Source organism: Thiorhodococcus mannitoliphagus, from assembly GCF_010915725.1.
Taxonomy (GTDB): Bacteria; Pseudomonadota; Gammaproteobacteria; order Chromatiales; family Chromatiaceae; genus Thiorhodococcus; species Thiorhodococcus mannitoliphagus.
Genome location: NZ_JAAIJR010000050.1, coordinates 16,449 through 38,722, shown reverse-complemented (window position 1 = coordinate 38,722; position 22,274 = coordinate 16,449). Strand labels below are relative to the sequence as shown.

20 protein-coding genes, 1 tRNA gene, 1 other RNA gene and 1 pseudogene are annotated in these 22,274 nt (G+C 61.7%); 10 read left to right on the top strand and 13 right to left on the bottom strand.

All coding sequences use genetic code 11. The features are described 5' to 3' along the window. Positions 1–320 (top strand): annotated as a pseudogene (locus G3480_RS13480) (hypothetical protein); the annotation flags it as partial. 85 nt (positions 321–405) lie between these two features. Continuing rightward, positions 406–534, top strand: a complete 129-nt coding sequence (locus G3480_RS28975) for a hypothetical protein (RefSeq protein WP_276611705.1) — start codon at positions 406–408, stop codon at positions 532–534. Between the two features lie 657 nt (positions 535–1,191). Here G3480_RS28975 and G3480_RS13475 read toward each other — a convergent pair. Further along, a complete protein-coding gene (locus tag G3480_RS13475) occupies positions 1,192–4,470 on the bottom strand; it encodes an AsmA family protein (RefSeq protein ID WP_164654409.1) in 3,279 nt (1,092 codons plus the stop codon). Positions 4,471–5,557: 1,087 nt separating this feature from the next. On the opposite strand from G3480_RS13475, the gene G3480_RS13470 reads away from it, so the two are divergent. The 3 genes from G3480_RS13470 (at position 5,558) to G3480_RS13460 (ending at position 7,206) form a co-directional block, all read left to right on the top strand. Then, positions 5,558–5,878 (top strand): hypothetical protein, encoded by a 321-nt coding sequence (locus G3480_RS13470; protein WP_164654408.1) that lies wholly within the window; start codon positions 5,558–5,560, stop codon positions 5,876–5,878. A gap of 11 nt (positions 5,879–5,889) precedes the next feature. Continuing rightward, positions 5,890–6,162, top strand: coding sequence for a hypothetical protein (locus G3480_RS13465; RefSeq protein ID WP_164654407.1), 273 nt, complete (start codon positions 5,890–5,892; stop codon positions 6,160–6,162). Between the two features lie 384 nt (positions 6,163–6,546). Beyond that, positions 6,547–7,206 (top strand): MarC family protein, encoded by a 660-nt coding sequence (locus G3480_RS13460; protein WP_164654406.1) that lies wholly within the window; start codon positions 6,547–6,549, stop codon positions 7,204–7,206. Between the two features lie 512 nt (positions 7,207–7,718). On the opposite strand, the gene yihA is transcribed toward G3480_RS13460, so the two are convergent. The 8 genes from yihA to G3480_RS13420 form a co-directional block, all read right to left on the bottom strand. Next, positions 7,719–8,327: a ribosome biogenesis GTP-binding protein YihA/YsxC gene (yihA, locus tag G3480_RS13455; RefSeq protein ID WP_164654405.1), complete on the bottom strand. Its 609-nt coding sequence runs from the start codon at positions 8,325–8,327 to the stop codon at positions 7,719–7,721. Positions 8,328–8,451: 124 nt separating this feature from the next. Continuing rightward, positions 8,452–8,946 carry a cyclic pyranopterin monophosphate synthase MoaC gene (gene moaC, locus G3480_RS13450; protein WP_164654412.1) on the bottom strand — a complete coding sequence of 165 codons (495 nt, stop codon included), beginning with the start codon at positions 8,944–8,946 and terminating at the stop codon, positions 8,452–8,454. Continuing rightward, entirely contained in the window at positions 8,943–9,491 is a 549-nt protein-coding gene (ppa, locus tag G3480_RS13445; protein ID WP_164654404.1) for an inorganic diphosphatase, read from the bottom strand. The genes moaC and ppa overlap by 4 nt, the downstream gene beginning before the upstream one ends. Before the next feature lie 486 nt (positions 9,492–9,977). After that, positions 9,978–11,231 carry a 6-phosphofructokinase gene (locus G3480_RS13440; protein WP_164654403.1) on the bottom strand — a complete coding sequence of 418 codons (1,254 nt, stop codon included), beginning with the start codon at positions 11,229–11,231 and terminating at the stop codon, positions 9,978–9,980. Positions 11,232–11,934: 703 nt separating this feature from the next. Beyond that, the gene (locus G3480_RS13435) at positions 11,935–13,152 is read right to left on the bottom strand and encodes a UbiH/UbiF/VisC/COQ6 family ubiquinone biosynthesis hydroxylase (protein ID WP_164654402.1); all 1,218 of its coding nucleotides are present in this window, start codon (positions 13,150–13,152) and stop codon (positions 11,935–11,937) included. Next, positions 13,145–14,377, bottom strand: coding sequence for a 2-octaprenyl-6-methoxyphenyl hydroxylase (gene ubiH / locus G3480_RS13430; RefSeq protein WP_164654401.1), 1,233 nt, complete (start codon positions 14,375–14,377; stop codon positions 13,145–13,147). Before ubiH ends, G3480_RS13435 begins: the two co-directional genes overlap by 8 nt. Before the next feature lie 60 nt (positions 14,378–14,437). Continuing rightward, positions 14,438–15,742, bottom strand: a complete 1,305-nt coding sequence (pepP, locus tag G3480_RS13425; RefSeq protein ID WP_164654400.1) for a Xaa-Pro aminopeptidase — start codon at positions 15,740–15,742, stop codon at positions 14,438–14,440. Continuing rightward, a complete protein-coding gene (locus G3480_RS13420) occupies positions 15,739–16,320 on the bottom strand; it encodes a UPF0149 family protein (RefSeq protein WP_164654399.1) in 582 nt (193 codons plus the stop codon). The genes pepP and G3480_RS13420 overlap by 4 nt, the downstream gene beginning before the upstream one ends. A 276-nt stretch (positions 16,321–16,596) precedes the next feature. Here G3480_RS13420 and G3480_RS13415 point away from each other — a divergent pair, with 276 nt between their 5' ends. The 5 genes from G3480_RS13415 (at position 16,597) to rpiA (ending at position 18,732) form a co-directional block, all read left to right on the top strand. Then, positions 16,597–16,806 (top strand): TIGR02449 family protein, encoded by a 210-nt coding sequence (locus tag G3480_RS13415; protein ID WP_164654398.1) that lies wholly within the window; start codon positions 16,597–16,599, stop codon positions 16,804–16,806. After that, the gene (locus tag G3480_RS13410) at positions 16,803–17,186 is read left to right on the top strand and encodes a cell division protein ZapA (RefSeq protein WP_164654397.1); all 384 of its coding nucleotides are present in this window, start codon (positions 16,803–16,805) and stop codon (positions 17,184–17,186) included. The genes G3480_RS13415 and G3480_RS13410 overlap by 4 nt, the downstream gene beginning before the upstream one ends. A 13-nt stretch (positions 17,187–17,199) precedes the next feature. After that, positions 17,200–17,385: non-coding RNA, 6S RNA (ssrS, locus tag G3480_RS13405), on the top strand. 12 nt (positions 17,386–17,397) lie between these two features. Then, positions 17,398–18,042, top strand: coding sequence for a 5-formyltetrahydrofolate cyclo-ligase (locus tag G3480_RS13400; protein ID WP_164654396.1), 645 nt, complete (start codon positions 17,398–17,400; stop codon positions 18,040–18,042). 30 nt (positions 18,043–18,072) lie between these two features. After that, entirely contained in the window at positions 18,073–18,732 is a 660-nt protein-coding gene (gene rpiA, locus G3480_RS13395; RefSeq protein WP_164654395.1) for a ribose-5-phosphate isomerase RpiA, read from the top strand. Positions 18,733–19,139: 407 nt separating this feature from the next. On the opposite strand, the gene G3480_RS13390 is transcribed toward rpiA, so the two are convergent. The 4 genes from G3480_RS13390 to rplM all read right to left on the bottom strand — a co-directional run bounded on the left by G3480_RS13390 (position 19,140) and on the right by rplM (position 22,208). Beyond that, positions 19,140–20,360 (bottom strand): porin, encoded by a 1,221-nt coding sequence (locus tag G3480_RS13390; RefSeq protein WP_164654394.1) that lies wholly within the window; start codon positions 20,358–20,360, stop codon positions 19,140–19,142. A gap of 849 nt (positions 20,361–21,209) precedes the next feature. Further along, positions 21,210–21,283, bottom strand: a tRNA-Gln gene (locus G3480_RS13385). 86 nt (positions 21,284–21,369) lie between these two features. Further along, positions 21,370–21,759 carry a 30S ribosomal protein S9 gene (gene rpsI / locus G3480_RS13380; protein ID WP_164654393.1) on the bottom strand — a complete coding sequence of 130 codons (390 nt, stop codon included), beginning with the start codon at positions 21,757–21,759 and terminating at the stop codon, positions 21,370–21,372. 11 nt (positions 21,760–21,770) lie between these two features. Further along, positions 21,771–22,208: a 50S ribosomal protein L13 gene (gene rplM / locus G3480_RS13375; protein ID WP_164654392.1), complete on the bottom strand. Its 438-nt coding sequence runs from the start codon at positions 22,206–22,208 to the stop codon at positions 21,771–21,773. Positions 22,209–22,274 lie beyond the last annotated feature (66 nt).

The window sequence follows — 22,274 nt, the reverse complement described above, 5'->3', positions numbered from 1 at the left end:
CGACCGGCGCAACGACGACCGCGCCCGGTGAGGCAGCCTTACCTCACCCTTGTGGCGGCTTAGCAACAGTGGACCAACCGATGATCAAGGCCGACCCCATGGAACGCTTCGACCCCCTGTCCCATGAATGGGGCTATATGGGCCGCAAGTTCTTAGCGCAGAAGATGTGGACCCTGGTGCCGGCACAGGGGATTATCGCCGAGCACATGAAGAGCCTGCAAGAATGGCCACCGCGCCAACGAGCCGAGTCGCTGAGCCTGCAGAAGGCCACGGAGGCGGTGATGCGGCAGCTTGAGAACAACCCAGGACAGGTCTGGTAAAACCAATCCCTGCGGGGTCCGATTGCCGGCATGGAGTCCGGCAATCGGGCCGGGGATTATCAAGGGCTCCTGACGGGCTGCCTGCATGGCCCAGAACACGCGGGATCCCTGCAACCGCTTCCCGATCTTCGATAGTGACGTGCTCAATGCCGAGCAGCGCAGACAGCGCCTGCGCAAGGTCCGCGAGAACCTTGGTGTCGAGGGACTTCATTGAGCAGAGCCACGCTCAGGCGCCAGCAGCGTTGCGGTATCGAACTCTTCCAGCCGGCGCGGTGCTCCGCAGGAGAGTGCCTTGATCATGGCGGCAAAGCTCGCCATCTCCGTCGGGGGACAAGGGCGAACGACGCAAAGCCACAGCCCATCAGGCTCCTCCGAAAGTTCGAGTCGTGCGCCTGCACCCAATTGGGAGCCTTAGAGGCTGTCTGGAAATCATCGTAGAGGCCACTAGGATCCTTGAGGGCGCAAAATGCTCGCAGATGAGTCAAATTTCGATGAAGCGTCCGACCATCCAAGGCCGTCGGAATCGGAATCGGAATCGGGATCGGGATCGGGATCGGGATCGGGATCGAACCGACGATAGCGATTCCGATCCCGATAGCGATCCCGATGCTTTGCTGCGTCGACTGTTGTCGTTTCTCACGAATCAGGCGCCGCAGCGTCTCTTGCATCGACAGCTGAAGCCCTGCGGCCTCTCTATTCCAGCCATTCCTTGTCTGCCTGCCTGATGGATCTGACGCAGGGTTCGCATAGACATGGGATCAGCTTGGCGAATGACTCGGGCGATCAAGGGATCGCACATGCACAGAGTGCGTGCAAGCCGTGTCGGTGCCGAATTCTTGGTCAGGCGACAAGTGAAGGCCGCCGCGCCCGCTCAGGGTTGGGGGTCCGATGCATCCCGCCGCAGCACCGTTTCGCAGGGGCTACCGAAGGAGGTCAGACGCTGGATGATCTGATCCGCCACCAGACTCAGGCCACCAGTGGCCCAGGCGGCGGCGCTTTCGACGAACAGATCACCGCGGTCGACGGTGGCGCGGGGGGACTTCAGCGTACCGTCGACGACGACAAAACGGTCGGCGATCCCAAGCAGGCTGAGTCCAACCCCGTTGCGTTTGACGGTCTTGAAACGCAGCTCGATCTCACCCGTCTCCAGCTTGATGGCGCCACCGCCCAGCACATTGAGCTTGTCGGTTTGCAGTGCCAACCCGTGCTTGCTGGTGGCGATGCCGTCGGCGATATCGAACTCCAGCACCGCGCATTCGAGGTTGAGGAGGTCCTTGCGGACGCGGACCGGGACGAGCTGGGTCGGATTGACGGTGTCGAGCAGGCTGACCACAAGGCCCCCGAAGGGCAGTTGGGATGTCTTTCTGTCCAACTGCCCGGCACCCAGGATCAGCTCTATGCGCCCATCGGCGGTACGCAGCAGCTTAGGGACGGAGGCACCGACAGCGTTCATGCGGATCTCGAGGGCGACGGGTACGCTGGAGAGTGCCTGTTGATTTCTCGTCTTGATCAGCCGGCCGAGGTCGAACTTACCCTTGTGGTGCAGATCGAACCGCCAGTCGGTCTGTCCAGGCCGCAACTCCAGATCGAATGACAGGCCACCCTGAGCGCCATCGGCCGACAGCAGCAAATGTCCGGCGTCGATGCGCGCATCGAGCCTGCCATTGTCGATGGCGAAGTCGCCGAGGTCGATGCGACCGGCGCTCAGTTCGAGTGAACCGTCGAAGGCCTTCAGTCGCTCCAACGGCAGCGCTTGCTCACCGCGATTGTCGCGCCCGAATCGGGGGGCGCCGCTGCCCTGCGTCCCGGTCAAGGCGTCGGCCGAGTTCGTGTGCTTGGCCAAGAACGGGCTCAGGTCGAGTGTGTCAGCGTTCAGCGTGGCGTCGATTCGCACAGGCTCGCCGAGGCCGATGCGGACCTGCCCGGCGACATCACTGCCGGCGCTGCTTGCCTTCAGGTCCAGTAGCTCGATCTGGTGGGCCTGGCCCTGGAGGCGCGCCTGCGCCGAGAAGGGTTGCGCGGGTAGTCCGGGATGCAAGGCCGCCAGGCTCTCCCCGCTGAACTGCGCCTGGAATCGGCTTCCCGCGAGACCATCGAATCGGGCGAGCGTGCCGGTTAGGGCGCCAGTTAAGGCCTCGGTTCGGCCGGCATTATCGGTCAGGCCCAAGTCGACCATCAGGTCGAGCATCAAGTCGCGGCCGGTGCGGATGGCCGCGAGCGGCCCCAGATGACCTCGGATGTTCAGCCGACGCTCGTCTATTCGGGTCTGGGCAATGACGTCGATCCGCGGCCAGGACCGTCCCCCGGGTAGCAGGTCGGCCAGTGTTCCGCCGGTCAGCGCCAGGTCGACGGCCTCTAGGGACCGGTCCTGACTGGCCCGCGCTAAGCGAGTCTTGAACCTCACCGCCTGGCCGCTATCAATGCGCAGCGTGGGGCCGGTGAACTCGATTGCCTTGGCCCTTTGACCCCGCTTGGCGGGCGGCAGCAGCCGGACCGATTTGGCCTCCAGGGTGCCGTTCAGGGCATGGATGAGTGTCGCCGGAGTCGTGCCGCTGGCCTCGGCGTCAAGGCTCAAGCCGAGGATGCTGCCGCCCAACTTCGAGCCCTCGCTCAGCATCGAGCGGGCCTGCGCCAGGTCGATGCGGTCCGTGTTCAGTTCGAGTTTGAGCGTGGGTACCCTGGGGCCGACGTCGACGCGCGCCTGGCCCCTGAGGGTCAATCCGGGCAGCGCCAGCCTGACCCCGTCGAGCTGCAGCCGGCCATCGCGGAGTTTGGCCCGAGCCTGCAGTCCGCGCATGGTGATCCGCTGCCAGGTCAGGGCCTGAACGGCGAGATCCAGGTCCGCATCGAGCCGGGTCAGCGCCGAAAACGGCAGCGGCCTGTCGGCCCAGGTCGGGGCGCCAGCCGCCTTGGTCTTGGTTGCCGCAGGCCCCGAGGTTCCATTTGCATGGGGCGCAGAAACCTTATCCTGCGCGCCGTCGGCCAAGGTGAGCGTCCCGACCTCGAGTTTGCCGCTGAGCTGCGCCCGGGCATCACCCGATGCCGGCCGCAGCTCACCGTCGAAGCGGCCTTCGGCGAGCCTTGCCTTGATCGCCAGGGCGCCGGCAGTCTGATCACCGGCTTTGGGCTTGGCGACCGGCGTCAGTTGCAGCGTCCCCGGCCGATCGCCGAGCGTCCCTGTCATCCCCAGGGACCAGAGGCCATCCAAGGGGACGCTGATCTCGCCATCGCTGATGGTCAGCGGCGCGGGCAGGACATCGGCCTCCGATGAGCCGTTGATCGCACTGACCTGCAGGGTCTCACCGTCCCAGCTCAGGCCCGTGTCGAGCCGAAAGGGCCCCGCCGGCAGCCCATCGATCCCGGCGATTTGCCCCAAGGGACTCAGCGTCGGCCCCTGCATCTGGAGCTTGGCATCCAGCCCGGTGGTCGCGAAGGGCGCGGGGGCGCTGCCATTCAGCTCGACGCGGGTCTCGCCGCTCTGCGCCTCGATCTGGAAGGGCCAGCGGGCGCCGGTCGGCGCATCCGCGGCACCCGCGCGAGCGCTGACCGTCAGCGGCGTCTGATTGATCACCAGTTCGGCCTGGAGGACCAAAGGTTCGGCGCCCAGCCCGTCGAGCTGAAGCCGCGTAATATCGGCGCGTCGCACCCTTGACGTTGGGGACGCAAAGGTGATCTGCGAATCGATCAGCTGCAGCGTCGGAATCCGCAGGCTGATCTTGTCGGCACCCTTGCCTTTACTGGTGCCAAGTTGCCAGTTGTCGCGGCCATCGGCGGTCTTCTGGAGCATCAAGCGCGCACCACGGATCACCAGTTGGTCGATGCGGACCTGTCGCTGCAACAGGGCGCGCAGCTGCCATGTCACATCGACTCGCTCGGCCTCCAGCAGGTGCGGCCCCAGCGTCCGCTCGGTGTCCCAGTCTGGATTCGACACCCGCAGCCCGTTCAGCGCGATCGAAAGACCCGGCCGTGGATGCAGCAACCAGCCCAGCGCCACGCTGTCGATCGCGACCGGTCGCCCAAGGGCATCAGCCGCCGCGGCTTCCAGGTCCGCCTTGTGCGCCTGCAGATAGAACGGCGAATAGCCGATGGCGCCCGCCACAAGCAAAACCACCGCCAGCAGAAACCAGGAGAGAACGCGTAGGGTTTTCATTCAGTGGTCTAGGAAAGTCGCTCGGTGGGATGGATTGGCGGCATTGCAGGCACAATACCATCCGGCAGAGGTTATGGACCATCCGGCAGAGGTTATGGAAAGTAGCATCGGAGCTTTGCGCTAGGCTAGGCGCCCTTCCGGCTTCGGGTTTCTGGCCTTGATCATCGTTCGGCCCACCTGCCGTGATGCAACCTCAGCAAGTCAATTAAGACTCTGATTTTTCAAATAACACTTGCTTTAGCCGAGTGCTTTGATCGGTCTTGGGCGAGACGATGATCAAGGCCGGGTTTCTAAGAGGACGTCCAAATTCTACTTCCCGCCTTGTGGACCTCAACACCTATCGGTTTCCCGAAATCAACCGGAACAGCCGCTCCAAGCCTGCGTAGCCAGGCCATCCTGGCCTGGTTTGCCAGGGCTAGAAGCCCTGGCTACACAAAAAAACGATAGGTGATGAGCTTGTGGACAGAGGGTAGGGAACAAATCGGCAGGTAGTTCATGGACAGTGACTGAGTATTCACCGTCGCAGGCTGGCAGATTCAGAGCACAGGCGACGCAGCACGGCTGTGCCACGAAATCGGCATCGCCTTCCCGCCGCGCGACCTACACCTGGACACCATCAGCCCACTGCGGGTGCAGATCGAGCGAACGAGTCGCATCGCCGCTTGGCCGGAACCTCCAATCAATCAGCGCCCTCATCCGTGCGCCCGCTTCGTCAGAACGCTGTGTTTCAAGAGGCCAAACAACATAAACTCAAGGGCCTCGAGCATCGTCTGGTCCAAGACCGAGTTGAGCCTTGGTTGTCCAGTTGGACCGGGGGTGGACGAGCGAGCGCGAAGTCCAGCGAATCCCGCACCGTTGCGGGTGGACTGCGCTGCGGGCGCGGCTCAGACCTGGTCCGAGACGAGGAATGTCAGGCAAGGCCCCGCAACCGGCAGCGTGAAGCTAGAGCTTCATCGCCTGGGTCACGAAGCGAGAGGTTCGCGACCAGGAAAACCGCGTCCAGAGCTGGGCGCAATTTAAGACTGACAACTGACAACTGACAACTGACAACTGACAACTGAAAAAACCAAGCATCATGGAAACAGCAATGAAACGCATCATCCTCTCCACAGCGATCGCATTGTTCGGCCTGTCCGGCTGCGGCGACGGCATGCTCGCGCCCGAGGGCGCGGCGAGCAACGCCTTTTTGGACAAGGTGGACGCCAACTGCGGCAAGCTCAAGATCGGCAACCAGCCCATCAATTATCTGCTTGATGTCAACGGCGATGACGTCTATTTCATCGACGAAACCAGCAAGCTGTACGCGGGCGAGGTCGACCAGTCCACCTACACTACCGACATCAACGGCTTCTATCCGACCGACACCAATCAGCCGGCCCTCGACTGCATCTTTGATCAGCTCAACTGAGCGGAGTATCCATGAATCCTGACTTCACTCCATCTCAGCCGCGATCGGTTGGGCGTCTCGGGGTTACCCTGGTATGCCTGCTGGTCTCGGGCTGTGGCGATCAGGTCGTCGTCGAGGGCGTTGACCTCGATAATGGAAGCGTCGTGGGCGACAGCGTACTCGACACCCGGATCAACGAGACTGGCATGCCGGGTGATGAGGCCTATGCAACCGGCGACCCCTACGAGGAAGCCGTCGAGGGTGAAAAGAACCTGGGACCCAACGCCCCTGGATACATCCCCTAACGGGGCCTGGGTTCGATCATGTTGGGCTCGCGCAAGCGTGAGCCCGCATCGGTTGAGCCTCAGGCTTTGCCCGTTGCCCTGACCTAGCATCCTTGAGGGCGCAAAATGCTTGCAGATAAGTCAAATTTCGATGAAGCGTCCGACCATCCAAGGCCGTCGGGATCGGGATCGGGATCGGGATCGGGATCGGGATCGGGATCGGGATCGGGATCGAACCGACGATAGCGATACCGATTCCGATCCCGATGGCCATGCCTCGTCGGTCTGAGGCGAAGCCTCGCTAGGACTCGGTGAAGGATGCGCTCAGCGGCATCTAGCATCAGACAGCCGTGCCGCTGACATTCATCGTCGCTTGCATGCGCGAAACATTGTGGGAATGACGTCATGGATCAGCTTCAAGCCTTGCTTGCACCAGCCCTTTCGCTAGCCACCTTTACCGATCATCTGCAAGCCATCGTCACGGTGCTGTCGGTCGTCAACCCGGCAATCTGCGGTCTCATGTTGGCCCAGGTTGAGGCCGCCCAATCCCATCCCCGACCACTGGCCGACGCAACGCGGGCAGCACTGGTCATTCTGACGATCCTCGTGTTGGCGGCCCTCTTCGGAATGCGCTTGTTGCAACTCTTTGGCATTTCTCTCAATGCGTTCTTGGTGGCGGGCGGCGGCGTCCTGGCCTGGATGGGTTTCTCAATGCTCAGCGGCGGGGGCAAGGCGTCCTCGTCCACTGCGTCTGCAACCGAGACGGGCACGGACTCCTCGCTCGCACCCGTCATCCTGTTTGCAGCGAGTCCGGGCACCATCACCGCCGTTATTTCCTTAGCAGTCTCCCATACGCCCTCGGCCTTTCCCATCACGGCGCTGGTCGCGGTTGGCGTGGCGACCCTGATTGCCTGGCTCACGATGTGGCTGTTCGCGCGGCTTGGCTCCTCCAAGGGTAATAGCTTCGGGCGCGACATGGTGACCCGCCTCATGGGCCTAATCGTGCTGGCCATGGGCGTGCAGTTTGCGCTGACGGGGTTTATTTCATTCAAGGCGGCGGGGTAATCGATGCAGAGTGCCAGCAATTCGAACCAGAAGGCCACCCGCTCGCCACAGACTAGAATCCTTGAGGCCGCAAAACGCTTGCAGGTGAGCCAAATTTCGATGCAGCGTCCGACCATCCAAGGCCGTCGGGATCGGGATCGAACCGACGATAGCGATACCGATTCCGATAGCGATCCCGATGGCATGCCTCGTCGGTCTGAGGCGAAGCCTCGCCGATGGCTGACAGGGGGGCGTTGCGGTGGGGTTCCCCAAGCTGGCTGTTGTTACTGCGAACTTCCAGGCTCGAATTTTTCATCCCAGCGCAGTTCGACTCGGCACCAGGCGCTAGACAACCCGATTTGCTGATCGCACTGGACGCGCTGAGATGCTCCTAGGCGAGGAATGACAGGCAAGCAAGGCCCAGCAACCGGCATCGTGAAGCCATTAAAACCAATCTCTGACCACTGACCACTGACCCAGATAGCGCAGACGCTTGCGGGGGAGACGATCACCGCGCGCCCCGCGCCGAAGCTTCAGTCGACCTCGAGCCAGCGATCGAGCCTGTCCTGGACAGCCTCCACGCCCTGTCGCTCCGACGCGGAAAAGAGCGCGACACCAACCGGCTTCTCGGCCCCGGCATCCCGAGCGACTTCGCGCTCAACCGCGAGCTGAGCGGCGCGCGCCGCGCCGCGCTTGAGCTTGTCCGCCTTCGTCAGCAGCAGCAGGATATCGAAATCGCCGCGCCGCCCCCAGGCCAGCATTTGACGATCGTATTCCGTGAGGGGATGACGGATATCCATGACGATGACGAGCCCCGCGAGCGACTCACGGAACTCGAGGTAGCGTGACAGCTGCTGCTGCCACTGCTGTTTCACAGAGATCGCAACCTTCGCATAGCCGTAACCTGGCAGATCGACGATCCGCCGAGTCTCATCGAGTTGGAAAAAGATGATCTGCTGCGTTCGGCCCGGCGTCTTACTGGTCCGCGCCAACGCCTTCTGATGACAGACGGCGTTGATGGCACTGGACTTTCCCGCATTCGAGCGGCCAGCGAAGGCAACCTCACGCCCGCGGTCGTCCGGGCATTGCTCCAGCTTGGCCGCCGCAGTGAGGAATCGAGCACCTTGGTAGAAGGGATTCATGTCATTCCAAAGGGGCAGTCAGGTACCAGTGAGCAGGTGTAGGATCCGGACTCAGCCAGCACTGATGGGCAGAGAACATCTGGCAATCGCAGTGCTGCGCAAGGGCTCAAGGGTCGCTTCGACTTCAGCAAGACGCTTGCGCCGGCTCGCGCGTCCAGTGCCCGGAGCGCCCACCCAGCTTTTCCACCAGCCGGACATCGGTCATCTCCATGCCGCGATCAAGCGCCTTGCACATGTCATAGATGGTGAGCAGACTCACCTGAACCGCGCATAGGGCCTCCATCTCAACGCCAGTCTGCCCCTGTGTCTCGACCGTCGCGCGACAGTAGACGCCGGACTCCCCTTCCCGGGCATCGAGATCGATCGCAACCCGTGTCAGGCTGAGCGGGTGACAGAGCGGCACGAGATCAGAGGTGCGCTTTGCAGCCATGATGCCGGCAATCCGAGCAATGGCCAGCACATCACCCTTCTTGTGCCCCCCTTGCTGGATCAAGGCCAGTGTCGCGGCATCCATGCGTATGCGGCCCTCGGCCACCGCGCGCCGCCGCGTCACCGCCTTGTCGCCCACATCCACCATGTGGGCCTCACCGCGCTGATCGAAATGCGTGAGCGACATCAGAAGGCTGGCTTCTCCGGCGCGTCCTCGAACATCTTGACGCTCTCCATGATCTCCTGGCAGGCCTCCTCGCGACCGCCCCAACCACCGACGCGGACCCATTTTCCCTCGTCCAGGTCCTTATAGTGCTCGAAGAAATGTGCGATTTGGTCCAGCAGATGCTGCGGCATGTCGCGGAAGCTCTCGACGTTTCTAGAGCCCTTGTAGAGCGCGTCGACCGGCAGCGCGAGGATCTTGGCATCGTCACCTGACTCGTCGGTCATGGTGAGCACCCCGATGGGGCGGCACTTGATAACAGAGCCCGGAATCAGTGGATAAGGCGTGACCACCAAGACGTCGACCGGGTCGCCATCCGAAGACAGGGTATGCGGCACATAGCCATAGTTGCACGGGTAGTGCATGGCGGTCGACATGAAACGGTCCACGAACATGGCGCCCGTCTCCTTGTCCATCTCGTACTTGACCGGCTCGGCATGGGCCGGAATCTCGATAATGACGTTCAGGACATGAGGGACATTGTCACCCCGGGAAACCTTGGATAGATCCATGAAGTTAGCCTCGATTCGGTTCAAAAAAGTCCATCGCCACGCGGCTCGCAGGGGTCGAGCACAACGAAAAAAGGCCCTGACGGGCCCATCGCGACGTTTAGCCTCTAGACGTTTAGAAAGTGTCCATCAATTGTTTCCCGACGCGAGCGATGCCGCCCGAAATCCCCCCTACCCCCCCTTTGCGAAAGGGGGGAAGTTGTTGATGGACGCTTTCTTAGCCTGTAATTGTATTCCAAAATCCCTTTGAGAATCTCAATCCTTCGAATACAGCCGGCAGGGATTCTCTTCGTGTTCCTATGAGTTTCAACGGCTCTTGCTAGGGAGCGTTCGCTCAGAGGCTGTCTGAATATTGCAATCGCCCGAGCTGTAGGGGCGAATTCATTCGCCCTCCTGCCAGGACCAAGGGCGACTAAAGTCGTCCCGAGGTTTGTCAGAAAGCCTCTCAGACAGCAAGGGGGTGGCGGAAGCCACCTCGCGCTGCGGGGCTCAGACCTCGAAAGGTTCGAGCTTACGATCAACGGCGGCGTTCTTGAGGGTCACGTACTTCGGCAGACCATGCTCGAAGGGCGGATAGTCCTCACCCTGGATCAGCGGAATCAGATATTCCTTGCAGGCCGCTGTAATCCCGAAGCCATCCTCCGAGATGAACTCGCTCGGCATGAACTTCTCGACATTGGCCACTTCGGAGAGCGGTGCCTCGCCGACCTCCCAGGCATAGGGGTCATTGCTGGTGCGCTTGACCGTGGGCATGACGGCGCTATGCCCCGCGAGTGCGAACTCGACCGCGGAGCGCCCCATCGCATAGGCCTGCTCGACATCGGTCTTGGAGGCCAGATGCCGCGCGGCCCGTTGGAGATAGTCGGCGACGGCCCAGTGGAATTTGTAGCCCGTCACGTCTTTGATCATGTTGGCGACCACGGGCGCGGCACCTCCCAACTGAGCGTGACCGAAGGCGTCACGGGTGCCTTGCTCGGCGAGGAAACGGCCGTCCGGATACTTGGCGCCTTCAGAGACGACAATGGTGCAGAAGCCGGATGACTCCACCTTGGCCTTGACCGCCGCGAGGAAGCGTTCCTGATCGAACTCGATCTCGGGGAAGAGGATGAGGACGGGGATGTTGTGGTCTTCGATCAAGCCGCCCGCGGCCGCGATCCAGCCGGCGTGGCGCCCCATCACCTCCAACACGAAGATCTTGGTGGAGGTTTTGGCCATGGAGCGGACGTCAAAGGAGGCCTCGAGCGCCGAGGTCGCGATGTACTTGGCGACGGAGCCAAAGCCCGGGCAGTTGTCCGTGATCGGCAGGTCGTTGTCCACCGTCTTGGGCACATGAATGGCTTGGACGGGATAGCCCAGCTTCTCGGAAAGCTGGGAGACCTTGTAGCAAGTATCGGCTGAATCACCGCCGCCGTTGTAGAAGAAGTAGCCGATATTGTGGGCCTTGAAGACCTCGATCAGGCGCTCGTACTCGCGCTTGTTCGCCTCGAGACTCTTGAGCTTGTAGCGGCAAGACCCGAAGGCGCCGGAGGGCGTATAGCGCAGGGCGGCGATGGCCTCGTCCGATTCCTGACTGGTGTCGATCAGCTCCTCGGTCAGGGCACCGATGATGCCGTTGCGGCCGGCATAAACGTTGGCGATTTGGTCGCTGTGCCGGCGCGCCGTCTCGATGACGCCGCAGGCGGAGGCGTTGATGACCGCGGTGACACCGCCGGACTGGGCGTAGAAGGCATTCTTTACTGACATGGTTATCCTCACTGGGTCAGGGTTACGGCTGGCTGGAGCGCGAGGCAAGGATCAGGGACGGCGCCGGGCCGGCAAATCTCCTCGCTCCTCGGCCCTGAAGTCAGCCTGCGCCTAAAGCACGACAACCGTGCATTCGGCGAGGTCGTCGTACTCATGGATGCCAGCCCCTATCTGCTTCTAGGGCTTGTAGAAAAATTGGCGGCGGTAGGCGCACTCGCAGACCTTGCAGCTCTGGAATTTTGGCCATGAAATCGTCTCAGTATCGATCGAGGCGTCGACGTGCCCCCTGGACGCTTGCCCCCGCGGCCGGAAAGACTAACCAAAAGCCGGGACCCATCCAAATCGAAAAAATCCGTGCATGGATGCAAGCGACTGATCACCAGATGACTCGCGAGGCTTCGCCTCAGACCGACGCGTCATGCCATCGGGATGGCTATCGTCGGTTCGATACCGATCCCGATCCCGATACCGGCGGCCTTGGATGGTCGGACACTTCGTCGAAATTTGACTCATCTGCAAGCATTTTGCGCCCTCAAGGATTCTAGGAGCCTGTCCGACTTGGGGGATCGAAGCGAGGAAGTGGGAGAGCGAGGCCATTTCGTTCCGGTTTTGAGGCGCATAGTGGTTCTATGTAACGAAAAGCGGGGCGAAAGGGACCGTTCTCCCGATTCCGCAGCCGATTCATCCTAAGTCGGACAGGCTCCTAGGGCGCGGCCAACGGCGGCAGATCGACGCCCAGACCTAGAGCACGCGTCATGAAGAGACGCTTCACGGGCTTGACGCGGTCGGTCACCTCGAGCCCCAGGCTGCGCACGGCAGAGATCGCAGGATGATCGTTACTGAAGAGGCGCTTGAAGGCATCCATGGCGGCCAGCATCAGCATGTTGTCGCCGCGCCGCGACCGTTCATAGCGACGCAACGCCCAGAGTCCACCGATGTCGCGGCCACAGCCAATGGCGTGCTCAAGCGCAACGACCAGCTCGGCGGCGTCCAGGAATCCGAGATTGACACCCTGCCCGGCCAAGGGATGGATCGCGTGCGCAGCATCCCCGATGAGTGCCAGGCCATGCTGGACATAGTGCTTGGCGTGCTGCAGCCGCAGCGGCACGGCGGCCCGCGGCCCCTCGACCGTCAGCCGGCCCAAACGCGCCTCGAAGGCATCGGTCAGGGCATTGGAGAAGTCTTGATCATCCAATGCCATCAGCGCTGCGGCCCGTGCGTCGGTTGCTGACCACACGATGGAGCAGCGCCCGTCGGCAAGCGGCAGCAGGGCGAGCGGCCCCGTCGGCAGGAAACGTTGCCAGGCCGTCTCTTGATGCCACTCGGCGGGCCTGACGTTTGCCACGATGGCACGCTGACCATAGTCCCAGCCCTCGGTCTCGATGCCCGCGAGCGAGCGCACCAGCGAATCGCGCCCGTCCGCACCGACCAAGAGCCCGCATTCGATGGCGCGTCCGTCCGTGAAGAGTAAGTGCGAGCGCCCGCGCTCACGCTCGATATCCGAGATCGCGCCAGGGCAAAAGAGGGTGACGTCATCGAGTTGCTCGAGCGACTCCCAGAGCGCGAGCTGAATCACACGGTTCTCGACGATGTGCCCGAGATCGGCCTGCCCGACGGACTCGCTATCGAAATGGATCTCGCCACCGCCAACGGCATCCCAGACATGCATGTGCCGATAGGGACTGCTGCCGAGCACTTGAACGCGCGACCAAATGTCCAGCCGCTCGAGGATGCGCTGACTGGCCCGACTGAGCGCGGAGACGCGCAGGTCGATCTCCCCCTCGGGCCAATCGCGAGCCGGTTCGCGGGCCTCGATCACCGCGATGCTCAGCCCTTTGCCGGACAAAGCCGCCGCGAAGGCGGCGCCCACCATGCCGCCACCGACGACGACAACATCGAAGTCCCGCGCAGCATCAGACATGACGACCCTCCAGCGACAATCCTCGGGCGAGCCGCGGCAAAGGGCCGCTCAGCCCCATGAAACGCTCAGCGACTCCATGCCGCACGGCCGGAATCAGGTCCAGACCCAGCATGCCGAGATTGCGCCCGACGCGAACCGGCCACCAGGGGAGCACGAAGAGCCGAGCGAGTGTGTCCGTCAGACGCGCCGTTCCGACCTGGTCGCGCCGACGCCATTTTTGATAATCAGCGAGGACCGAAGCGGCGCCGACATCGCCGCCCCTGGCGGCAGACTCGACCAGGACCTCCGCGAGGGCCGCAACGTCGCGCAGCCCGAGGTTGAACCCCTGCCCCGCCACGGGATGCAGGGTATGGGCGGCATTGCCGATCAGCACCAGACGCTCCTGAACCGCGTCGCGTGTGAGCAACAGCTTGAGGGGGTATGCGCGGCGGGGTGCCACCTCGCCGAGACGACCCAGCCGATAGCCGAAACGGGCCTGCAGACGCTGCAGGAAGGCCGCATCCGAGAGACCGAGGATCTCGGCCGTTTCCGACTCACGACAGGTCCAGACGACCGAATAGCGCCCGCGCGTCATCGGCAGCATGGCCAGGGGGCCTGAATCGCTAAAGCGCTCGAAGGCCCAGCCGCGTCGCGGCCGATCCGGTGTCACCGTCGTGATGACGGCGTCGTGGCCATAGGCGCGCTCTTCGCTCTTCAGCGACAAGCCGCGTCGCACGGCGGAATCGCCGCCATCCGCCGCCACGAGGAGCTTGGCATGGAGACTGAGCCTCGCGTCCTCGGTCTCGAGATCGAGGTCGACGCCGGCCGCACTCACTTGGTAGCCATGGAGCTGAGCCGGGCAAAAGACCTCCACGTTTGGCGCATATCGGAGCGCTGAATAGATCGCCTGCCCCATGGCGCGCGCCGGAGCGACATAGCCCAAGGCATCGACGCCCTCCTCCCGATGGCTCAGTCGGCTGAAGCCGCAATGACCGCGATCGGAGACATGAATATCGCAGATCGGCTCCGCCTCCGGCTCGATCTCCGGCCAGACACCCATGGCATCGAAGATGCGCCGACTCCCAAGTGAGAGCGCAATGACCCGCTCGTCGTAGCTCGGCTGCTGATCCGAGCGCGGCGGCACGGCCTCGATGAGGGCCACCTTGAGCGGCGCGCGACTCAAGGCGCACGCCAGACTGCCGCCGACGAGACCGCCTCCGACAATCACTAGGTCATAGTCATACATCTCAGGTCTCGCTTAGTCGCATGCGAAGGTTGGGACAAAGGCTGACGGCGCGCCTGAAGGTCAGGCCGCCATCAGCGCCTCGATCTCCTCCGCGTCCTTGGGCACAGCCGCCGACAGGACCTCGTGGCCCTTGTCGGTAATGAGGACATCGTCCTCAATGCGGATGCCAATCCCACGATAGGCCTCGGGCACGGCGTCGGTGCTCGGCATATAGAGGCCGGGCTCGACGGTGAGCACCATGCCAGGCTCGAGTTCCCGCCATCCGCTAGCGCCTTTGTAGGCACCGACATCATGAACGTCCATGCCCAGCCAATGCCCGGTGCGATGCATATAGAAGGGCTTGTAGGCCTCGTCCTTGACCAGCTTGCCCAACTTGCCCGCAAGCACGCCCAGAGCCACGAGCCCCTTGGTCAAGACGCGCACAGCGGCGTCGTGCGGCTCATTCCAGCACACACCGGGACGCAACTTATTGATGGCCGCCAGCTGCGCCTTGAGCACCAGATCGTAGAGCGCGCGCTGAGGCGGGGTGAAGCGTCCATTGACAGGGAAGGTCCGCGTGATGTCCGAGGCGTAGCCGTCGAGTTCGCACCCGGCATCAATGAGCACCAGGTCACCCTCTTCGAGCCGGGCCGCATTCTCCGTGTAGTGCAGCACACAGGCGTTTTTTCCGCCACCGACGATCGAGGGATACGCCAAATGCCGGGCGCCGCGGACCGCGCACGCATGATCGAACTCGGCTTCGAGGTCATACTCACGCATGCCGGGTTTGCACACCGACATCAACCTGCAATGCGCTTCGGCCGAGATCCGCGCGGCCCGCCGCATGACCCCGGCCTCAGCCTCGCTCTTGCGCAAACGTTGCTCGTGCACCACAGCCTCGATGGTGACGAAGGTGTCGGGGGCCCGGGCCCCAGCCCTTGACTTGGCCCTGACCTGATTCACCCAACCCAAAACCCTGGCATCCAACGCCGGATCGGCACCGATCGGAAAATAGAGCCGCGCGTGCCCATCGATCAGAGTCGGCATCACCTCATCCAGATCGCTCAGAGGATAGGCCTCATCAGCGCCAAGTTGCGCGATCGCGCCCTCCACGCCAAGCCGAGAGCCATCCCACTGCTCACGCGCTTCGTCACGTGGCCGACAGAAGAGAATGAATTCACCCTCCTTACGCTTCGGCGCGATCACGGCAAAGGCATCCGGCTCCAGGAAGCCGGTCAGGTAACTAAAATCGCTATCCTGCCGGAAGGGGTAATGGACGTCGCGATTGCGGATCGCCTCGCGAGCAGCGGGCAAGATGGCAAGCCCACCCTCGCCGATTTGCTTGGCGAGGGCACGTCGACGACTCTTGTACTCAGCTCGGGTCATGCGTCTTTCATTTGCTGTGGAGCCTGCACGCGCGCGTCATGGATAATCATGGCGGCAACGCGAACGAACTCGGTGATCTCCATCAATGCCTGTTCGTTCTCCTCGCTATCCTCCAAATGCTCTAGATCCATCCGGGTCACCTCGGCCAAGTCGCGATAGACCTCTCGCGCCTCGCCGCTAAGGTCAAGCTCAGAGATACCCAAAATCCCCATGGCGTAGAGAAAGCCACGCACCCAGTCGTAGACTGCGGTGGCGCGCTCGGCTAGCGCCGCGGACTCTTGCGGCAGCAGCATCTCCACTGCGAGATCCGGGCCGCGCACCGCCTTCTCAAGAGGCTCGGCAATCTCCCGCAGCGCCTCGCGCGCCTCGAGGTCGGGCGTCCCGCCCGCTGCAGCGGAGGGCAGCAGTTGTTCGAGCCACAGGGCAACAGGGTCGGCGGCAGCGCCGCAGACGACGCCGCAGAGCATGCCGTGCGCCTCGGCGACCGTTGGGTTCAAGGGACTTGCCTCAAGGTAAAAGGCAAGCTGTGCGTCGTCGATATCCGTGAGATGCTCCTTGATGCAGCGCGCATCTGTCATCCGAAAGGGATCAGCCGAACCCTAAAGCGCCTAAAGCTTGCGAAAGATTTCAATGCCTTGCCTCAGCGCCGAGGCGCATCTTCTGGCTGCAGCGCCGGGGCGAAACAAGGTGTGGCTTTTCGTCCTACACTTTGCGTCTTCGCACCTTTGCGGTTCGGATTGCCGGGCTTGGGGTCATGACCTCGAATCGCGGCGATCATAGCACGGGCCTCGGCCTCATTGACCGCTCACCTAGCCCCTTCCATAATGCGCAGAATTTCAACGGAGTCGTGGACTTTGGCCAGCTTTGACCTCGACCAGCTTGAGTCTCAGGTAGATGCCCTGATCCGCCTGATCGAGAGACTCCGCGAGGAGAACGCCTCATTGCGCGTGCGCCAGGAATCCTTGGTCGCCGAGCGGAGCGAACTCATTGAAAAAACCGAACAAGCGCGAAGTCGCGTTGAAGCCATGCTGTCCCGGTTACGCGCAATGGAGGAGAATTTGTGATCGAAGAGCCGTTGCAAGTCAGCATCAAGATACTGGACAAGGAGTATCGAATCGCCTGCGAGTATCACGAGCAGGAGGACCTCAGGGCATCCGCGCGCCTGCTCGACCACCGCATGCGAGAGATCCGCCAGTCCGGCCGTGTGATCGGTACGGATCGGGTCGCAGTCATGGCAGCGCTCAACATTGCACATGACCTCATCCAGCTGCAGCGCTCCCGCGCTGGATCCGATGGCGAACCAGGCAAGCGTTTGCGCCAGCTCCAAGAGCGCATCAACGCAGCACTCTCCGCCGAGCGGGCAGAAGCCTTAGAACCAAACCAAACGGCCGACGCAGACACCGATGGTCCGTCGCAGCTGGACGCCCCGGACGAAAGGGTATAGCCTTATTCACAGACACCCCCTGTAGTGTTCGATAGTGGCCTGGGTATTTTCTTGAGCCTAATCGCGACCCTGGGGACATGAAAGCGAAGCCGTTGCGCATGTCCGTCACCGAGCGGAAAGCCTGAAGCCAAGCCAAGTGTTCCCACTTGAACCTCTTGGTTCAGGAACAAAGGCCTGCAACGGCACAGACGGGGGGTGTCCCTCCATTCAAATGCCGTCTCAGCCCCCTTCAAGACGTCAGCTTCGCGCCGCAAGGCGGGCGCTGACCCCAGATCAACAGAAAGACCACGCAACGCGGGTCGTGCGGCGCATCAGCACCAGCTGGCCTTTCCTGCGCGCCTCGCGGATCGGACTCTACTGGCCTGCCGACGGCGAGCTGGACCCCCTGCCCCTGCTGCGCCTCGCCGACGGACTTGGCAAGCAATGCTATCTGCCAGTCCTCAGCCCCATCCGCGTCGGCGCGCTCCGCAACAAGCTGCTCTTCGCGCGGCACCTCCCGACTCAGCGAATTCAAGCCAACCGATTCGGCATCCCAGAGCCCAGAGGGAGGGGTCGACATCTCGCCCGACCAATCGCACTGGACCTGCTTATCGTTCCGCTTGTCGGCTTCGATGACCACTGCAATCGAATTGGTATGGGCGGCGGCTTTTACGACAGGACCCTGGCCTATCTAAGACATCACAAGCACTGGCGTCGCCCCCGACTGCTGGGCCTTGCACATGAATGCCAGCGGATCACGGCGATCACACGCCAACCCTGGGACATCCGACTCGACGCCATCGTGACAGAGGCGCGCCTGTACTCAAAGGAGCCGGACGGGGACGAACCAGAAGGGGCCTCTGGTATGATTGGCTAACGGCAAATCATAGAATCGGAGGACAAACGAATGAGCCAAGACGCGCTAAAAAAACAGGCTGCGGAAGCGGCGTTAGATTATGTGGAAGGAGGCGTCATCGGCGTCGGCACAGGCTCCACAGTAAACCACTTCATCGACGCCTTAGCGGGAATCAAAGGTCGCATCGAGGGAGCCGTATCCAGCTCCGAGGCGTCGACAGAGCGACTCAAGCGCCACGGAATTCCCGTGCTAGACCTGAACGCCGCAGGGGAGCTCTCCATCTACGTCGATGGCGCGGACGAATCCAATGCGCAGCTGCAGCTCATCAAAGGCGGCGGCGGAGCGCTCACGCGCGAGAAGATCGTCGCAGCCGCCAGCAAGACTTTCGTCTGCATTGCCGACGAAAGCAAGCTCGTCCAAGTCCTTGGAAAGTTCCCACTTCCCGTCGAAGTCATTCCCATGGCGCGCAGCTACGTCGCTCGTGAACTGGTGCAGCTCGGCGGAACACCCATCTGGCGAGAAAACTTCATCACCGACAACGGAAACCTGATCCTCGACGTGCACAATCTCGAGATCGTGGAACCGATGACGCTGGAGCAGCAGATCAACAACATCGCCGGCGTCGTGACCGTCGGCATTTTCGCCCTACGGCCCGCCGACGTCCTCATCCTCGGATCCGCAGCAGGCCCTCGGTCCCTGAAAGCGACCTAGGCAGCGAGCGGCCCGGACACGACGACTGGGCCGCCGCCGCTAAACCCTCGCGCAAGCAAAGAAGACTGGGTGCAAGCAGAACCAGACCAATCGGCTGCCCTCCGTCCCCGGGGCTCAACCATCCGAGCCAATCATCGCCCCGATCCAATCGTTCAGCTATTGGCATCTGTCCTACCGGGCAGGTCAACCGAGCAGCCCTCATCGACTTGGTGAGTCGCGCCAAGCAGGACAGCAGGGTCATTGGACAGCATTCGCCGCAAGACCATTGGTGCCGCTCGACCAAGGCTTCCGCTTGCGGGACGATGAAAAAAACTGACGTCTCAACCCGGAACACCCTGCCAGGTACTCGCAAAAAAAACGGGGCCCGAAGGCCCCGCTTTGCTTCCAAGCGCTAGCCTAGCAGCACTTTAGAAGTCGTGGATCATACCAACCGAGAAGCCATCCCAACCCGACTGCGGGGCGTCATCGTCAACCTGGGTGTAGACCACGTAGGCCTTGGTGCGCTTGCTGAAGTTGTGATCGAAAGCGATGGCCCAGGTGTAGTAGTCACCCTCGATCGAGTCCTTGAACTCTTGGATGTTGTTCGCCTCGTCGAAGCGGCCATCACGGTTGCCGCTGCCGTACATGCCCTTGACCATGTTGTTGCCAAAGGCATAGCCGGCCTGAACCTGCCAAAGCTTCAGCTTCTCAGGATCTTCCATCGGGTTGATCTGCCCAGCAGGAAGATTCGACTGCTCTTCATAGATGCCGGTCAGGGTGAAACCATTCCAATCCAACAAGCCAAGACCGACGCGCCATTTGGTGAAGTCGTCCTCGACGTAGCCTGAGCGCGGGGTGCCGTCGGGGAAGGTGCGACCCAGCTGACTGGTCAGCGAATCCATGAAGAGGTTATTGCTGAGCGACTCATAGGCCAGAGACCCATAGAAAGGACCATTGCTGTAGATACCAGCGATGGAGTAACCCTCGGCGATGCTGTCGGCGTTGACGTTCTCACCGAATCCAGCCGTGGCCGCACCACCTGCATGGACCGCAGCTGCGAGCTGGAAGCCGCTCAGATCGGGGCTGATGTAGGCGATAGCATTGTCGACGCGAAGGTCGTTGAAGCCAACTGTGAAGTTGTAGTCAGCTATGGTGTCGGCGAAGAGATCCAGCTTGCCGGTGGAGATCTTAAGAGGGGTGTCGTGACGACCCACGAAGGCAGTACCCCAGCCGCCGGCCAGACCGACGAAGCTGTTACGCATGCTGACGATTTCGTCATTTGCGCCAGAGACAGCGCTACCCTTGGTGCTCTCTTGGCTCAGCTGAACACCGAACTCGACCTGATAGATGGCCTTCAGACCATTACCCAGATCCTCGGAGCCCTTTACGCCGATACGGTTAGCATGCGTGGAACCCGTCGTTGCCTTCAGCGGGCCACCCAAGTTCACGCCCCAACCCGTGTAGTTCTCCGGCACGTAGCCAGTGACCTGACCGGTGACGGGATTGACGACAGGGACTGAGTCATAGCCTTCAATATCAACCCAGTCGATCGAGACATGCAGCTTGCCGTAAAGAATCGCTTCTGCCATCGCGGCGGTCGGAGCGACCATGGCGGCGGCGACCGCTAGAGTAAGGAGTTTCTTGTTCATGCTGTTCTCCGCTGTTGTGAATTTGTCAGTTTGACTGCAGAAACCGAGCGCAATCATGCTTTGCGCTGTGAACTATAGAGGACGGCATGGTGTTTTGCAACAGATTGGGCGAAAAAAAGACACACCCTCAGTTTGTGTAGCATTTTCGCACCAGACACCTGGAGGTAGCGAGCGCGTACCTCCTTAAGCGCCTGAATCTAATAACAAAGCACGAAAACCCTTCGACCCCAAGAGCGCAACACCAATCCGCCCGTCCGATTCAGTCGATGCCTAGCAACCAAGCGCACACCAAGCGCAGGCCGCAGATGGAGCACCCCAAACCTGACGGAGATCAAAGAAACAAACCTTGACCGCCCGACTGACAACAGTTCCCCAGCCAGGAGAGTCTTGATCCTAGAGGGAAGACAATCCTCGCACACACCTAGTTGTTGCAAATAGAGCACATTTTACGGGGAAGAACAGGACGAGGCCAAGCGGCCCACGAACCCACGCGACAATGATCTCAGCGGCAAGCTCAGAACCGCCGGACCTGCCAGAGGATCCGTATTGAACAAGAAGGGCAAGGCAGACGAGCAGAGAGTTCACCACCTATGGGTTTTATGTAGCCAGGGCTTCCAGCCCTGGCAAACCAGGCCAGGATGGCCTGGCTACGCAGGCTTGGAGCGGCTGTTCCGGTTGATTTCGGGAAACCGATAGGTGTTGAGAGCAGAGAGAAAAAGAAAGAGATAGAGAAAGAAGAATCGTCCGAAGAGAGCAGCGAGCGCAAGGGCGCCCCGTCGGGAGAGGATTGCAGCAAGACAAAGGCCCCGGCTCTGAGATCCAGAACCGGGGCCTTCATTTTCAAATAGCTGGCTGGGGGACTAGGATTCGAACCTAGGTTGACGGAGTCAGAGTCCGTAGTCCTGCCGCTAGACGATCCCCCAAGAACTTCTATCTTTGGCAAAGGCCCTGCTTTATTGACAGCCAGCCAAGCCGGCAAACAGCGCCCCAGCAAAGAGTCTTTTCGAGCTTAACGCTTCGAGTACTGCGGACGCTTACGCGCCTTGTGCAGACCAACCTTTTTCCGCTCAACGGCACGCGCATCGCGCGTCAGGAAGCCTGACCGGCGCATCTGGCTGCGCAGTTCTTCGTCATGCTGGACCAGGGCGCGCGCGATGCCGTGGCGGATTGCACCGGCCTGCCCGGTGGTACCACCACCACGCACGGTCACCTTGACATCGAGCCGATCGGCAAGGCCGGCCGTTTCCAGCGGTTGACGAACAATCATCCGCGCGGTCTCGCGACCGAAGTACTGGTCGAGCGGACGACCGTTAACGGTAATATCACCTGAGCCCACCGCCAAAAAGACACGCGCAGCAGAGGATTTACGGCGACCAGTAGAGAGTTGCGTCTCCGACATGGATCTAATTCCTAAACGTTGAGCTCAAGGACTTGGGGCTGTTGCGCCTGATGCTGATGCTGAGGCCCAGCGTAGACGCGCATCTTCTTCAGCATCGAGCGACCAAGCGGCCCGCGAGGCAGCATGCCCTTGACAGCAAGCTGAATGGCACGCTCAGGCGCACTCTCGAGCAACTTGCTCAAGTTGGTCGACTTGAGGTTACCGACCCAGCCTGTGTGGCGATAGTACATCTTGTCCTGAAGCTTATTGCCGGTGACGCGGATCTTTTCGGCATTGATCACAACAAGGTAGTCGCCGGTATCCACGTGCGGCGTGTACTGAGGCTTGTGCTTACCGCGCAGGCGCTTCGCAAGCTCGGCAGCAAGCCGACCGAGGGTCTTACCCTCAGCGTCGACCAGGTACCAAGCGCGGCGAACCTCGGCGGGTTTGGCGCTAACAGTCGTCGTCATGATCCTTCGCTCCGGGAAGCCCGCGCACGGCCTAGAAAACCGCGCGCCAGCCGTAAAATACGTTAT